Raw genomic sequence first — 14,550 nt, forward strand, 5'->3', positions numbered from 1 at the left:
CCGCGGGGGCTCCTCGTCCCGGCCGCCGGGCACACTGCGTCCCGGTGAGCTGGCGCTCCGGAGTCGCCCGGCTGCACGGTGCGGGGCCGCGCCGGAGCCCGGCAGGCATCGCCCCGGGCGCGCGCAGGACCGGTGACACCCCGCGGCCCCGGTGCTTGCATGGCCGGCGCACGGGGGCCGCACCGACGTCCAGCTGCCCGGAGGTCACGTCCGTGGAGCACGTACCGCCGCTCGCCGCCCGCCCCCTCGACCGGCCCGCCCGGCACCGTGAGCTGCTGCCGGCCATGCGCGCGCTGCTGCTCGCCTTCAGCGTGCTGACCGCGCTCGCGGTCGTCGCGCTGTTCGTGCTGTCCGGGCGCACCGACGAGGTGTTCGCCTGGACCATCGCCCCGCCGCTCACCGCGGCGTTCCTCGGCGGCGGGTACGCCGCCGGCTGCGTGCTGGTCGTGCTGTCGCTGCGCGACCCGGTGTGGGCGCACAGCCGGGTGCCCGTCTGCACGATCCTGGTGTTCACGGTGCTCACCCTGGCCGCCACCCTGCTGCACCTGGACCGGTTCCACCTGCAGCCGGAGTTCGCCGGGCTGCCGCTGCTGGCCCGCGCCGCCGCCTGGTTCTGGCTGGCCGTGTACATCGCGGTGCCGGTGCTGATGGCGGTGGTGCTGGTGCCCCAGGAGCGGGCCCCCGGCAGCGACCCGGAGCAGCGGTGGCCGGTGCCCGGGGTGCTGCGGGCTGCGCTCGGGGTGGAGTCGGCCGTGCTGCTCGCCGTCGGGCTGGCGCTGTTCGTGGCGCCCTCGACCGGCACCGGGCTGTGGCCGTGGGCGCTCACCCCGCTCACCGCCCGGGTGACCGCCGCCTGGCTGCTGGCCTTCGGGGTCGCCACCGCGCTGGCCACCCTGGCCGGCGACCTGGAGCGGCTGCGCACGGCGGCGGTGGCCCACACCCTCTTCGGCGTGCTGTCGCTGGTCGTCGTCGCCCGCTACCCGGGCACCGTCACCTGGGAGCGGCCGGCGACCTGGGGCTACCTCGCGGTGGCCGTCGCGGTCGTCGTCACCGGCGCCGCCGGGTGGCGCGCCGCACCGCGGCCGCCCGCACGGCACCCCGCCGCCCCCGGCACGCGGAGTCCCCGGTGACCGGCGCCGGACCGCACGCCGGGCTGGTCGTGCTCGCGCACGACCCCGACGTCCGCGACCCGGTGACCGCGGAGCTGCGCCGGCGGTACGAGCCCGACTACGCAGTGGTGTCGTGCAGCACCCGCGAGGAGGTCGTCGCGGCGCTCGCCGGCGACGGGCTGCCGGTGGCCGCGCTGCTGGCCGCGCTGGGCGAGCAGGACCCCGACGGGCTGGCCGACCTGCGCGCCCTGCACGCCGACCACCCGGGCGCGGTGTCGGTCGCGCTCGTGCGCTGGGGCGCCTGGAGCACCGCGCAGCCGATCTTCGACGCGCTGACCACCGGCGAGCTCGACCGCTGGCTGACCGCGCCCGAGGTCCCCGGCGACGAGGAGTTCCACCGCGCCGTCACCGAGGTGCTCGAGGAGTGGTCGGCCCGGCAGGGCGGCGGGTTCCAGGCGGTCCGGCTGCTGGGGCCCCGCTGGTCGCCCCGGTCGCAGCACCTGCGGGACGTGTTCACCCGCAACCGGATCCCGCTGGGCTTCGTCGACACCGACACCCCCGCCGGGCAGGAGGCGCTGGCCGGCCTCGGCGTCCCCGAGCCCCGGCTGCCGGTGGTCGTGCTGCGGTTCCAGCCGGACCGGCCGGTGCTCCAGGACCCCAGCGACCTGCAGATCGCCGATGCCTTCGGGCTGTTCGCGCCGCTGGACACCAGCACCACCTTCGACGTCGTCGTGCTCGGCGCGGGGCCGGCCGGGCTGGGCGCCGGCGTGTACGCGGCCTCCGAGGGGCTGCGCACCCTGGTGGTCGAGCCGGAGGCGGTCGGCGGGCAGGCCGGGACCAGCTCGCTGATCCGCAACTACCTCGGCTTCCCGACCGGCATCAGCGGCAACCGGCTGGCCTTCCACGCCTACCAGCAGGCCTGGGCGTTCGGCACCACGTTCCACTTCATGCGGCGGGCCACCGGGCTCACCACCGCGGACGGCCTGCACCACGTGGCGCTCAGCGACGGCAGCGTCGTCCCCACCCGGACCGTGCTGGTGGCCACCGGCGCGAGCTGGCGGCGGCTGGGCGTGCCGGCGCTCGAGGAGCTGACCGGCCGCGGGGTCTTCTACGGCGCAGCGGTGAGCGAGGCCCCGGCGATGCACGGCCGGCAGGTGTTCGTCGTCGGCGGCGGCAACTCCGCCGGCCAGGCGGCGGTCCACCTCTCGCGGTACGCCGACCGGGTCACCGTGCTGGTGCGCCGCGCGTCGCTGGCCGAGACGATGTCGGACTACCTGGTCCGCGAGCTGGCCGCGCTGCCCAACGTCGAGGTCCGGCCCCGGGTGCAGGTCGTCGACGGCGGTGGCACCGACTTCCTGGAGAGCCTGGTGCTGCGCGACCTGGACACCGGGGAGACCACCACCGAGCAGGGCGTGCTGTTCGTGATGATCGGCAGCGAGCCGCGCACCGACTGGCTGGGCGACAGCCTGGCCCGCGACCGGTGGGGGTTCCTGCTGACCGGCAGCGCGCTGACCGCGGACGGCGGCGACGGCCCGGGGTGGCCGCTGGACCGGCCGCCGGCCCTGCTGGAGACCAGCTGCCCGGGGGTGTTCGCCGCCGGCGACGTGCGGTCGGGCTCGGTGAAGCGCGTGGCGTCCGCGGTCGGCGAGGGGGCGCTGGCGGTGACCCTGGTGCACGCGCACCTCGCCGGGCTGGGGGTGCGCGTCCCGCACTGAGCGCGCTGTCCGCGGTAGCCGGGGTCGTCGCGGGGGCATGGACGCCCCATGGACAGCTTCCGCCGCGGTGACCTCGTCTTCGACGTCCTCGACTCGGGGCCGGCCGACGGCGAACCGGTCGTGCTGCTGCACGGCTTCCCGCAGGACCGGACGGCGTTCGACCGGATGGCCCCCGCGCTGCACACCGCCGGGCTGCGCACGATCGCCCCGGACCAGCGCGGCTACTCCCCCGGCGCCCGGCCCGCCGGCCGCGCCGCGTACCGGCTGCGCGAGACCGTCGAGGACGTGCTGGCGCTGCTGCAGGCCGCCGGGCTGGAGAGCGCGCACGTGGTCGGGCACGACTGGGGCGGGATCGTCGGCTGGGCGCTCGCCGCCTGGCACCCGTGGCGGGTGCGCACGCTCACCGCGCTGTCGGTGCCGCACCCTGCGGCGATGCAGCAGGCGGTGGTGAGCAGCGACCAGGCCGGCCGGTCGACCTACGTCGGCTTCTTCCAGCTGCCCGCCGTCCCCGAGCGGGTGCTGCTGGCCGGGCACGGCACGGTGCTGCGCCGGATGCTGCGGCAGGGCGGGCTGCCCAAGGGGCTGATCGACCACTACGTGGCGCGGATGCGGGAGCCGGGCGCGCTCACCGCGGCGCTCAACTGGTACCGGGCGCTGCCGCTGGGGCCGGGCCGCCCGGTCGGGCGGGTCACCGTGCCGACGCTGCACGTCTGGGGCACCGACGACGCCTTCCTGGGCCGGGCCGCCACCGAGGCCACCCGCCGGTTCGTGACCGGCCCGTACCGGCTGGAGGTGCTCGACGCGATCAACCACTGGGTGCCCGAGCTCGCCGCCGACCACGTGGCCGCGCTGGTCACCGGGCACGTCCGCACGGAGCGCTGAGGGCCGGGGGCGGCGGCGCCGCGCGCGTGCGGCACGCTGGACCGGCACCGACCGACGGCACGAGGAGGCCCACCCCTATGGCGGAGCGTCCCGGCGCGCCGGTCGAGCCTGCCGGGGGACCGGCCGCGGAGTCGGCCGCCCTCGCCGAGCTGCGGGCGGTGCAGGCCGAGCTGTCGCGGGCGCTGCAGCTGACCGAGAAGGTGCTCGACAACGCCGCCGACGGGATCTACGGGCTGGACACCGAGGGCCGGGTCGAGTTCATCAACCCGGCCGCGGCCCGGGTGACCGGCCGGCCGCGCGCGGAGCAGCTCGGCCGCGACCAGCACGCGCTGATCCACTCCCGCCGGCCCGACGGCTCCGCGTACCCGGTCGAGGAGTGCCCGGTCTGGCGGGCGCTGCGCACCGGCACCACCGTGGTCGCCGGTGACGAGGTGTTCTGGCGGGCCGACGGCACCGCGGTGCCGGTCGAGCTCAGCGCCGTCCCCACGATCGAGGACGGCGTGGTCACCGGCGTCGTCGTCTCCTTCCGCGACCTGACCGAGCGGCGCGCCGCCGAGGCGCAGGCCGAGCAGCTGCGGCAGCTGACCGTCCGGGCCGCCGAGGAGCGGGCGCTGTCGGACCGGCTGCAGCAGGCGCTCCTCACACCGCCCCCGCAGCCGGACCACCTGGAGCTGGCGGTGCGCTACCAGCCGGCCGCGCACGCGGCCCAGGTCGGCGGCGACTGGTACGACGCGTTCCTCCAGCCCGACGGCGCGACCGTGCTGGTGATCGGCGACGTGGTCGGGCACGACAGCCGGGCCGCGGCGGTGATGGGCCAGCTGCGCGGGCTGCTGCGCGCGCTGGTGTACGACAACGACGAGTCGCTGGGCGCCACCGTGCGCCGGGTGGAGCGGACCGCGCAGGGCCTCGCCGTCCCGACCCTGGCGACCGCGGTGGTGGCCCGGGTGGAGCGGGAGCCCGACGTCCCGCTCACCGGGCCGCGGACCCTGCGCTGGACCAACGCCGGGCACCCGCCGCCGGTCCTGCTCGCGCCCGACGGCAGCACCGCGGTGCTCGACACCCGGCCCGACCTGATGCTCGGCGTCGACCCGGGCACCGCGCGCACCGACCACACCGTGCCGCTGCCCGCCGGCAGCACGCTGCTGCTGTTCACCGACGGGCTGGTGGAGCGGCGGGACAGCGACCTCGACGAGGGCACCGACCGGCTGCGCGCGGCGCTGACCGACCTGGCCGGGCTGCCGCTGGAGCAGCTGTGCGACGAGCTGCTCCGCCGCATGCTGCCCGGCCACCGCTCGGACGACGTCGCGCTGGTCGCCGTCCGCGCCCACCCCGAGGACCGCCCGCGCCCGCCCGAGGCCGGCCCCAACCGGCTGCCGCCCGGCGTCCGGTAGCCCCCGGACGTCGGACCCCGGCCCTACGGTGGCCGCGTGCAGCAGGTGACCCGCGACGACGTGCTGGCCTTCCGGGTGCGCGCCCAGCAGCTGGACCGGGCGTCGGGCCCGCTCGCCGGCACCGCGGTGCTCGACCTGGGCGTGCAGGACACCGGTGCCGACGCCGGCCGCTGGGCGCTCGCGGTGCGTGGCGTGGCCGACGTCCCGGCGGACGAGCTCGCGCTGGTCTGGACGCTGCGCGGGGCACCGCACCTCTACCGGCGGGCCGACCTGCCCGGCGTGGCCGCGGCCACCGCCCCGTTCTCCGAGGCCGACGCGGCCAAGCGGGTCTTCGACGCGGCCAAGCCGCTGAAGGCCGCCGGGATCCCGGTGCTCGACGCCCTGGACCGGGTCGCCGCCGAGATGCGCCAGGTCGTCGCCGCGCCCACGGTCAAGGGCGAGATGTCCCGGCAGCTGACCGCCCGCCTGGACGAGCCGTACCTGCGCTCCTGCCGGCCGTGCAACGCCGTGCACGTCTTCGAGCAGCCGTTCCGGCTCGCCGCCCTGCGCGCCGGCCTGGAGCTGGCACCGGACACCTCTCCCCCGGTGCTGCGGCCGGTGCCGGGCCTCGCGCCCGCCGCCGAGGTGCCCGCCTCCCTGGACGTCGTCCGCGGCTACCTGCGGCTGCACGGCCCGGCCACGCCGCAGCAGGTCGCCGCGTACCTCGACGCCCCGGTGCGCGACGTCAAGGACCGCTGGCCCGCCGACGCCGTCGAGGTGCGGGTCGACGGTGAGCGCCGGTGGCTGCTGGCCGCCGACGCCGACCGGCTGGCCGCCGGGCCGGCGCGCACCACCCGGCTGCTCGGCCCGTTCGACCCGTTCCTGCAGACCCGCGACCGGTCGCTGCTGGTGCCCGACCCGGTCCGCGCCAAGGAGCTGTGGCCGGTTCTCGGCCGGCCCGGTGCGGTGCTCGTCGACGGCGAGGTCACCGGCACCTGGCGGCCGCGGAAGTCCGGCCGGCGGCTGACCGTGGTGGTCACGCCGTGGACCGACCTCGACCCGGCGGCGCTGACCGAGCAGGCGCAGCGGCTGGCCGTCGTCCGCGGCGCGGAGGTCGGCGGGATCGAGCTCGGCGGTTGAGGACCGGAGCCCACCGGGTAGCGGCAGGGCATGGCTCAGCTGACCAGCGGACTCCTCCCGGGCATGACCGTCGCCGTCACCGGCGCCTCGGGCAACGTGGGGACGGCCCTGCTGCGCCGCCTCGCCGAGGCCGGGGTGACCGAGGTGCGCGGGCTCGCCCGGCGGCAGCCGCCGGAGACCGAGCCGTACGCGGGTGTGCGGTGGTTCCAGGCCGACCTGGGCGAGGAGTCGAGCGAGCCGGTGCTGGCCGAGTTCCTGGCCGGCGCCGACGCCGTCGTCCACCTGGCCTGGGCGCTGCTGCCCGACCGGCAGCCCGACGTGCTGCAGGCGGTGAACGTGGAGGGCACCCGGCGGGTGCTCGCGGCAGCCGGTGCGGCGGGGGTGCGGCACGTGGTGCACATGTCCTCGATCGGCACCTACGCCGCGGGCCCGCAGGTGCACCCGGTGGACGAGGACTGGCCGACCACCGGCATCCCGAGCTCGACCTACAGCCGGCAGAAGTCCGAGTGCGAGCGGATGGTGGCCGAGTTCGACCTGGCGCACCCGGACACCACGGTCGCGGTGACCCGCCCGACGCTGGTGCTGCAGCCGGACGCCGCCAGCGAGATCGGCCGCTACTTCCTCGGGCCCTACCTGTTCCCGGTGGCCCGCGCGCTGCCCGGCGCGGTCGCGAAGCTGCCGGTGAGGCTGCCGGTGCCCGCGCCGATCCCGAGCTCGCTGCACGTGGCGCTCATCCACAGCGACGACGTCGCCGACGCGATCGCCCGGATCCTCGACCGACGGGCCGACGGGCCGTTCAACCTGGCCGCCCCGCCGAACTTCGACGCCGACGGCCTGGCCCGCGCGCTGGGGGTGCGCCGGGTGCCGGTGCCCACGGCGGTGGTGCGCTCGGGGATGCAGGCCGCATTCGCTGCGCACGTGCTCCAGATCGAGGCGGGCTGGCTGGACCTGGGCGTCGGTGTCCCGTCGCTGGACACCACGAAGGCGCGCACCCAGCTGGAGTGGCGGGCCAAGCACAGCGGCGGTGACGTGCTGCGCGAGTTCGTCGCGGCGCTGACCTCCGGCGAGGGCCACACCGGCCCGCTGCTGCACCCCGGCACCGGCCCGGAGCACTCCCCCGCGTGAGTGCGGAGTGGATCCGTCGTCGTGAGCTCGACGGATCCACTCCGCATCCTGCTCAGGCGAGGGCGTCCAGCTTGGCCATGTCGTCGTCGGAGAGCGAGAGCTGGGCGGCGCCCAGGTTCTCGGTCAGGTGGCCGATCGACTTGGTGCCCGGGATGGGCAGGATCACCGGCGACGTGTGCAGCAGCCAGGCCAGCGCCACCTGGGACGGCGAGGCGTCGAGCTCCTTCGCCACCGCAGCCACCGGGCTGTCCGGCTTGGCCAGGTCACCGGTGGCGATCGGGAACCACGGGATGAAGGCGATGCCCTGCTCGGTGGCGTACTCGAGCACGTCCTGGCTCTGCCGGTTGGTCAGGTTGTAGAGGTTCTGCACGCTGGCGATCGGCGTGATCTCCTGCGCCGCCTTGAGCTCGTCGACGGAGACCTCGGAGACGCCGATGTGGCGGACCTTGCCCTCCTCCTTGAGCTCGGCGAAGACGCCCAGCTGGTCGGCCAGGGGCACCTCCGGGTCGATGCGGTGCAGCTGGATGAGGTCGATGCGGTCCACCTCGAGGTGCCGCAGCGACAGCTCCACCTGCTGGCGGAGGTAGGCGGGACGGCCGACCGGCGTCCAGATGCCGGGGCCCTGCCGGGTCAGCCCGGCCTTGGTGGCGACGACGAGGCCGTCGCGGTACGGGTGCAGCGCGTCGGCGATGATCTGCTCGCTGACGAACGGCCCGTAGGAGTCGGCGGTGTCGATGAAGTCGACGCCCAGCTCGACGGCCTTGCGCACGACCTCGACGGCGGCCGGCCGGTCGGCCGGCTCGCCCCAGACGCCCTCGCCGGGCAGCTGCATGGCGCCGTAGCCCAGGCGGTGCACGGTGAGGTCGCCGCCGAGGGCGAAGGTCTGCTGCGGAGTGGTGGTCATGGTTCTCCTCGGAGCTCGGGAAGTGCGGTGCCGTCTCCGGTACCTGTCCTGCTGCGGGCAACCGGTTCGCTCGGCTCACGAGTTCCCCCGCTGCGTGTGACCTCCCCGACATCCCGGTGGGCCGGTTCGTGATCCGGACGCCGATGGGCGCAATGTGGACAGGTGCAACGAGGAACGACGTCCGGACGGAGCGCCCGCGCGGCCCTGCCGGCGCTGCTGCTGGCCGGGGTGCTGCTGGTCGCCCTCAACCTCCGCGGGCCGCTGGTCGCCCTCGCCCCGGTCGTCGACGACGTCCGCGACGACCTGCACCTGAGCGCCGGCACCGTCGGCCTGTTCACCAGCATCCCGGTGCTCTGCTTCGGCCTGGCCGCGCCCGTCGCCTCACTGCTCATCGCGCGCACCGGCGTGCACCGGGCGGTGCTGGTGTCGATGATCAGCGTGCTGGTCGGCACGCTGCTGCGCTCGACCGGCAGCGCGACGACCGCCGTCCTCGGCACCGTGGTGATCGGCCTGGGCATCACGATCGGGAACATCGTCGTCCCGGTGGTCATCGGCCGCGACTTCCCCGGCGCCACCAACATCGTCACCGCGGCCTACACCGCCGCGCTGAACGTCGGCTCGGCGGTGACGAACTCGCTCACCGCGCCGCTGGCCGACGCGCTGGGCTGGCGGGGCGCGCTCGCCGCCTGGGGCGTGCTGGTCGTCGTCGCCGCGGGCGTCTGGACGGCGGCGCTGAAGCGCCAGGTGGCCCGTGGGTCCGCCGCCGAGGCCGCCGACGACGCCCCGCCGGCACCGCTGCCGCCGGGCGCGTCGGTCTGGCGCCAGCCGGCCGCCTGGGGGCTGACCCTCGCCTTCGCCGGGCAGGCGTTCAGCTACTACGGCGCCACCGCGTGGCTGCCCTCGCTGCTGTCCGACGAGCAGGGGCTGTCCCGCTCCGCGGCCGGGGTGAGCTCCTCGCTGTTCCAGGTCCTGGCGGTGGTCGGCGCGTTCTCCGTCCCGGCGCTGGTGGCCTGGTGGAAGAGCCCGGCGCTGGTGCTGCTGACCATCACCGCGTTCTGGGCCACCCTGCCGCTGGGCCTGCTGTTCGCGCCGTCGCTGTGGGCGCTGTGGTGCGCGCTGGCCGGTGCCGCGCAGGGCGGCGGCATCACCGTGGTCTTCATCGCGATCGTCCGCAGGTCCCGCGACCTCACCGAGAACCGCCGGCTGTCGGCGATGGTGCAGGGCGGCGGCTACGTGGTCGCGGCGACCGGGCCGCTCGTGGTCGGTGCGGTGCACGACGCCTCCGGTGGTTGGACGGCGCCGCTCCTGGTCATCCTCGGGTCGGTGGTCGTCATGGCCGTGGCCGGCACCGCATCAGCGGGTGGCCGCCCGGCAGCGACCACCGACGACGTCCCGGAACCGGAACCGGTCCCGGCAGGAAGGGGTGCACGTGGGTGAGGTCCTGGTCGTCCGGCACGGGGCGACCGAGTGGAGCAAGAGCGGCCAGCACACCGGGCTGACCGACCTCCCGCTGCTCCCCGAGGGCGAGGACGACGCGCGCCGGCTGCGGTCGGTGCTCGCCGAGCGGGACATCACGCACGCCTTCGTCAGCCCGCTCCAGCGGGCCCGGCGGACGGCGGAGCTCGCCGGGCTGATGGACGGCGGCATCACCACGACGATCGAGCCGGACCTGCTCGAGGTCGACTACGGCGCCTACGAGGGCCGCACCACCCCCGACATCCAGCGCGACCTCGGCCACCCGTGGTCGCTGTGGAAGGACGGCACCGCCCCGGGCGAGACCCCCGGCGAGTCGCTGGCCCAGGTGGCCGAGCGGCTGGACCGGGTGCTGGCCGAGGTGCGCCCGCTGCTCGCCGACGGCGACGTGGCGCTGGTCGCGCACGGGCACTCGCTGCGCATCCTGACCGCCCGCTGGCTGGGGTTCGGGCCGGAGAAGGGCGCGCTCTTCCCGCTGGCCACCGGGCGCTACGGCGTCCTCGGGCACGAGCACGACTGGCCGGCGCTGACCGGCTGGAACACCGGCTGCCCCTGACCCCCGGCCCGGCCGCCTCAGACGGTGCTGAGCTCCGGCTCGGTGTCCGGCTGCGGGCGGGCCGGGCGGCCGAACCACCACCCCTGCCCGAGGTCGACGCCGAGGGCCCGGGCCCGGTCGGCCATCGCCTCGTCCTCGACGCCCTCGGCGACGACGACGGCGCCCTGCGCGTGCGCCGACTCCGTCAGCGCCCGGGCCACCGCCTGCGGCCCCGGCTCGGCCAGCCGGGTGACCAGCTCGCGGCCGAGCTTCACGACGTCCGGGCGCACGGAGCTGACCAGCGCGAGGCTCGACCAGCCGACGCCGACGTCGTCCAGCGCGACCCGCCAGCCCAGCGAGCGGTGGTGCTCCAGCACCGACAGCAGGTGGCCCCGGTCGGCCAGCGCGTGCTCGGCGACCACCTCGAACACGAGCTGACCCGGCTCGAGACCGGCCCGGTCGGCGAGCCGCTGGGTCCCGGCGAGGTCGACCGCCGGCCGGAAGACGGCGGCCGGGGAGAAGTTGACGTAGAGGTCCGCGGCGCCCAGCCAGTCCGCCGCCCCGGCGATCGCGGCCTCGCGGGCCACCCGGTCCAGCCGCGGCAGCCAGCCGGCGGCCTCGGCGAGGAAGAACAGGTCGCCGCCGCCCACCTCGGCGCCGTCGACGCGACCGCGCAGCAGCGCCTCGTGGGCGACCACCCGCCCGGTGTCCAGTGCGACGATCGGCTGGTAGACCGGCCACAGCTCGGCGTCGGCGAGCAGCCCGATCTCCACGGTCACCCCGCGGCGGGCCAGCTCGACGGCCAGCGTCGGCGCGGTGAGCAGCCGCGCGGCGAACTCCGGGCCGTCCGAGGGCGGGTCCGTGGCCACCCGCACGGCCTCGGTCTCCGCGTCGGTCAGCTGGTGGGCCAGCCGGTGGAACAGCAGGGACACCTGCCGGCCGTCGCCGTCGTCGACCACGTGCAGCAGCCCGCCGGCGACCTGCACCCGCAGGTCCAGCGCCTCGGCGGTGCGGGCGATCGACGGCAGCAGGTGGCCGAGGGTGCTGGCCAGCAGCAGCCGGGTGGCCCGGTAGGGGGTCTCCCAGCGGGGCCGGACGACGTCGGGACCGCTCACCCGAGCAGGATGACCGACCGCCCGGCGCGGCTCCGGGAGGCGCGCGAGGTGCCCCGCTCAGCCGAAGATCAACACGCGTACTGTGTTAGGTGTGCCTGACCTGAGCGCGCCCGAGCCGAGCCGGACCGGGCGTGGTGGCCGCCCCCGCGACCCCTCCCGGGACCAGGTGATCCGGGCCGCGATCCTGGAGGTCCTGGCCCAGGACGGGTACGCCGGGCTCACCATGGACGCCGTCGCGACCGCCGCCGGGGTGGGCAAGGCGACGATCTACCGGCGCTGGCGCACCAAGTCCGACCTGGTCGCCGACGCCGTCGCCGACCTCAGCGAGCAGCAGTTCGCCGTCCCGGACACCGGCAAGTTCGAGGACGACCTGCGGCTGCTGCTGCGTGCGCTGGTGCACGTCGTCAACGGCCCGCTCGGCGCGGCGACGCTGGCGCTGCTGTCGGCGCTGCCGCACGAGCCGGAGCTGCGCGAGGCCTTCCGCTCCGGCCCGATGGGGCAGATGAGCGAGGCCTTCACGCAGGTCTGGTCGCGCGCCGTCGAGCGCGGCGAGGTGTCCCCCGACGTCCTCGGCTCGGCGGTGGCCAGCTCGGCCTCCTCCCCCATCCTGCAGCGCTGGCTGTTCAGCGCGCAGCCGGTCGACGAGGCGTTCGCCGACGAGGTGCTCGACGACGTCGTCCTGCCGCTGATCCGCCGGTCCGCCCCGACCGACTGACCCCGCCGGCCGGTCAGCCGGCCGACGGGGTGAACCGGCGCAGCCGCAGGCTGTTGCCGACCACCAGCACCGAGGACGCCGCCATGGCCAGCCCGGCCAGCAGCGGGTTGAGGAAGCCGAGCGCGGCCAGCGGCACCAGCGCGACGTTGTAGGCGAACGCCCAGAACAGGTTCGCCTTGATCACCGCCAGCGTGCGCCGGGACAGCCGGATGGCGTCGACCGCGGCGTCGAGGTCGGCGCGCACCAGGGTCAGGTCGCTGGCCTCGATCGCCACGTCGGTGCCCGAGCCCATCGCCAGCCCGAGGTCGGCCCGGGCCAGGGCCGGGGCGTCGTTGACCCCGTCGCCGATCATCGCGACCACCCGGCCGCGGGCCTGCAGGTCGCGGACGACGTCCACCTTGCCCGCGGGCAGCACCCCGGCGACGACCTCGCCGGCAGCGGGGTCCAGGCCCACCTGGCGGGCGACCGCGGCGGCGGCGCCGGCGTTGTCCCCGGTGACCAGCACCGGGGCCAGGCCCAGCGCGCGCAGCCGGGCGATCGCCGCGGCGCTGGTCGGCTTGACGGTGTCGGCGACGACCACGACGCCGTGCACCTCGCCGTCCCAGCCCACCGGGACGGCGGTGCGCCCGGCGGCCTCGGCGTCGGCGACCACCGCGGCGAGCCCGGCCGGCAGCGCCGGGTGCGCGCCCACGACGACCTCGCGGCCCTCGACCGTGCCCCGCACGCCCTGACCGGGGCGGTTGGCGAAGCCGGTGACCGGCGGCAGCGGACCGTCGGCGGCGGCGACCACCGCGCGGGCGATCGGGTGCTCCGACCCGGCCTCGACGGCGGCGGCCAGCCGCAGCGTCGCGGGGTCGCCGTGCACCTCGACGACGCTCATCCGGCCGGTGGTGACGGTGCCGGTCTTGTCCAGCAGCACCGTGTCGACCGCGCGGGTGTCCTCGAGCACCTCGGGGCCCTTGATCAGCACGCCGAGCTGGGCGCCCCGGCCGGTGCCCACCAGCAGCGCCGTGGGCGTGGCCAGGCCCAGCGCGCAGGGGCAGGCGATGACCAGGACCGCGACCGCGGCGGTGAACGCGGTGGTCGCATCGCCGGTGACCAGCAGCCAGGTGACCAGGGTGGCGACCGCGACGACCAGCACGGCCGGCACGAACACCGCCGACACCCGGTCGGCGAGCCGCTGCACGGGCGCCTTGCCGCTCTGCGCGGCGGTGACCAGCCGGCCCAACTGGGCGAGGGTGGTGTCGCTGCCGACCCGGGTGGCCTCGACGACCAGCCGGCCGCCCGCGTTGACGGTCGCGCCGGTCACCCGGGCGCCCTCGGCCACCTCGACCGGCACGCTCTCGCCGGTCAGCATCGACAGGTCGACCGCGGAGCTGCCGGAGACGACCACGCCGTCGGTGGCCACCTTCTCCCCCGGCCGGACGACGAACCGGTCACCGACGGCCAGCGAGGCGATGGGCACCCGCACCTCGCGGCCGTCGCGGAGCACCGCGGCGTCCTTGGCGCCGAGCTCCAGCAGCGCGGTCAGCGCGGCGCCGGAGCGGCGCTTGGCGCGGGCCTCGGCGTACCGCCCGGCCAGCAGGAAGACGGTGACCGCGGACGCCACCTCGAGGTAGAGCTCGTCGGCGCCGCCGCCCTGCTCGGGCAGCAGGGTGAACGACATGGTCATGCCGGGCATCCCGGCGTCGCCGACGAACAGCGCCCACAGCGACCACAGGTACGCCGCGGCGATGCCGATCGACACCAGGGTGTCCATCGTGCTGGCGCCGTGCCGGGCGTTGACGACGGCGGCCCGGTGGAACGGCCAGGCGCCCCACACCGCGACCGGGCTGGCGAGGGTGAGCGCCAGCCACTGCCAGTCGGTGAACTGCAACGCCGGGACCATCGACAGCACGACCACCGGCAGCGCCAGCGCAGCGCTGACCAGCAGCCGCTGCCGCAGCGGGTCGGTGGGCTCCGGGGCGGGCTCCCCCGCGTCGTCGGCGGCCGGCGGCGCGGGCAGCGTGGCGCCGTACCCGGCGGCCGCCACGGTCTCCAGCAGCCGGCCGGTGCCGACCCGCGCGGGGTCGAAGCGCACGGTGGCCGCCTCGGTCGCGTAGTTCACGCTGGCCTGCACGCCGTCGAGCTTGTTGAGCTTGCGCTCGATGCGGTTGGCGCAGCTGGCGCACGTCATCCCGGTGATGTCGAGGCGCACCTCGTCCGGGAGCTGCGCCTCCGGCCGGGCCGCCGACGGCCCGGCCGTCATGCCGGCTGGGCGGTGTAGTCGCCGGCCTCGGCGACCGCGGCCTGCACCTGCTCCGGCGTCACGTCGCCGACGACGTGCAGCCGGCCGGTGGCCAGGTCGACGTCCACCTCGGTGACGCCGGGCAGCTCGGTGACCTCCTCGGTGACCGAGGCGACGCAGTGCTGGCAGGTCATGCCGGTGACGGTGAAGTCGAGGGTGCTCACGGGGTGCTCCTGGAGA

General features: G+C 76.4%; 13 protein-coding genes. 9 read left to right on the forward strand and 4 right to left on the reverse strand.

The window, feature by feature from the left end; genetic code table 11:
• Positions 1 to 212 precede the first annotated feature (212 nt).
• The 6 genes from AB0J00_RS09200 to AB0J00_RS09225 all read left to right on the forward strand — a co-directional run bounded on the left by AB0J00_RS09200 (position 213) and on the right by AB0J00_RS09225 (position 7,341).
• Positions 213 to 1,130, forward strand: a complete 918-nt coding sequence (locus AB0J00_RS09200) for a hypothetical protein (protein ID WP_357743332.1) — start codon at positions 213 to 215, stop codon at positions 1,128 to 1,130.
• Entirely contained in the window at positions 1,127 to 2,824 is a 1,698-nt protein-coding gene (locus AB0J00_RS09205) for an FAD-dependent oxidoreductase (protein WP_357743334.1), read from the forward strand. The genes AB0J00_RS09200 and AB0J00_RS09205 overlap by 4 nt, the downstream gene beginning before the upstream one ends.
• Positions 2,825 to 2,872: 48 nt before the next feature.
• Positions 2,873 to 3,706 (forward strand): alpha/beta fold hydrolase, encoded by an 834-nt coding sequence (locus AB0J00_RS09210; protein WP_357743336.1) that lies wholly within the window; start codon positions 2,873 to 2,875, stop codon positions 3,704 to 3,706.
• A gap of 77 nt (positions 3,707 to 3,783) precedes the next feature.
• On the forward strand, positions 3,784 to 5,097 hold the full coding sequence (locus AB0J00_RS09215) for a SpoIIE family protein phosphatase (protein ID WP_357743338.1): 1,314 nt from the start codon (positions 3,784 to 3,786) through the stop codon (positions 5,095 to 5,097).
• Positions 5,098 to 5,133: 36 nt separating this feature from the next.
• On the forward strand, positions 5,134 to 6,216 hold the full coding sequence (locus AB0J00_RS09220) for a winged helix DNA-binding domain-containing protein (protein ID WP_357743339.1): 1,083 nt from the start codon (positions 5,134 to 5,136) through the stop codon (positions 6,214 to 6,216).
• 30 nt (positions 6,217 to 6,246) lie between these two features.
• Positions 6,247 to 7,341: an NAD-dependent epimerase/dehydratase family protein gene (locus tag AB0J00_RS09225; RefSeq protein ID WP_357743341.1), complete on the forward strand. Its 1,095-nt coding sequence runs from the start codon at positions 6,247 to 6,249 to the stop codon at positions 7,339 to 7,341.
• Positions 7,342 to 7,393: 52 nt separating this feature from the next.
• On the opposite strand, the gene AB0J00_RS09230 is transcribed toward AB0J00_RS09225, so the two are convergent.
• Positions 7,394 to 8,245: an aldo/keto reductase gene (locus tag AB0J00_RS09230; protein ID WP_357743343.1), complete on the reverse strand. Its 852-nt coding sequence runs from the start codon at positions 8,243 to 8,245 to the stop codon at positions 7,394 to 7,396.
• Positions 8,246 to 8,407: 162 nt separating this feature from the next.
• Between AB0J00_RS09230 and AB0J00_RS09235 the strand changes: the two genes are divergently transcribed.
• Complete coding sequence (locus tag AB0J00_RS09235) at positions 8,408 to 9,682, forward strand: MFS transporter (RefSeq protein WP_357743345.1); 1,275 nt, start codon at positions 8,408 to 8,410, stop codon at positions 9,680 to 9,682.
• Positions 9,675 to 10,274 carry a histidine phosphatase family protein gene (locus AB0J00_RS09240; protein ID WP_357743346.1) on the forward strand — a complete coding sequence of 200 codons (600 nt, stop codon included), beginning with the start codon at positions 9,675 to 9,677 and terminating at the stop codon, positions 10,272 to 10,274. Before AB0J00_RS09235 ends, AB0J00_RS09240 begins: the two co-directional genes overlap by 8 nt.
• Before the next feature lie 17 nt (positions 10,275 to 10,291).
• Here AB0J00_RS09240 and AB0J00_RS09245 read toward each other — a convergent pair whose 3' ends face one another.
• Positions 10,292 to 11,368, reverse strand: a complete 1,077-nt coding sequence (locus AB0J00_RS09245) for an EAL domain-containing protein (RefSeq protein WP_357743348.1) — start codon at positions 11,366 to 11,368, stop codon at positions 10,292 to 10,294.
• A 91-nt stretch (positions 11,369 to 11,459) separates the two neighbouring features.
• Here AB0J00_RS09245 and AB0J00_RS09250 point away from each other — a divergent pair, with 91 nt between their 5' ends.
• Positions 11,460 to 12,083 carry a TetR/AcrR family transcriptional regulator gene (locus AB0J00_RS09250; RefSeq protein ID WP_357743350.1) on the forward strand — a complete coding sequence of 208 codons (624 nt, stop codon included), beginning with the start codon at positions 11,460 to 11,462 and terminating at the stop codon, positions 12,081 to 12,083.
• 13 nt (positions 12,084 to 12,096) lie between these two features.
• Here AB0J00_RS09250 and AB0J00_RS09255 read toward each other — a convergent pair whose 3' ends face one another.
• Together AB0J00_RS09255 and AB0J00_RS09260 are read right to left on the reverse strand one after the other, a co-directional pair.
• Entirely contained in the window at positions 12,097 to 14,331 is a 2,235-nt protein-coding gene (locus AB0J00_RS09255) for a heavy metal translocating P-type ATPase (RefSeq protein WP_357743351.1), read from the reverse strand.
• The gene (locus AB0J00_RS09260) at positions 14,328 to 14,534 is read right to left on the reverse strand and encodes a heavy metal-associated domain-containing protein (protein WP_357743353.1); all 207 of its coding nucleotides are present in this window, start codon (positions 14,532 to 14,534) and stop codon (positions 14,328 to 14,330) included. Before AB0J00_RS09260 ends, AB0J00_RS09255 begins: the two co-directional genes overlap by 4 nt.
• Positions 14,535 to 14,550: the final 16 nt, after the last annotated feature.

It is taken from the genome of Modestobacter sp. NPDC049651 (assembly GCF_040659695.1).
Classification (GTDB): domain Bacteria; phylum Actinomycetota; class Actinomycetes; order Mycobacteriales; family Geodermatophilaceae; genus Modestobacter.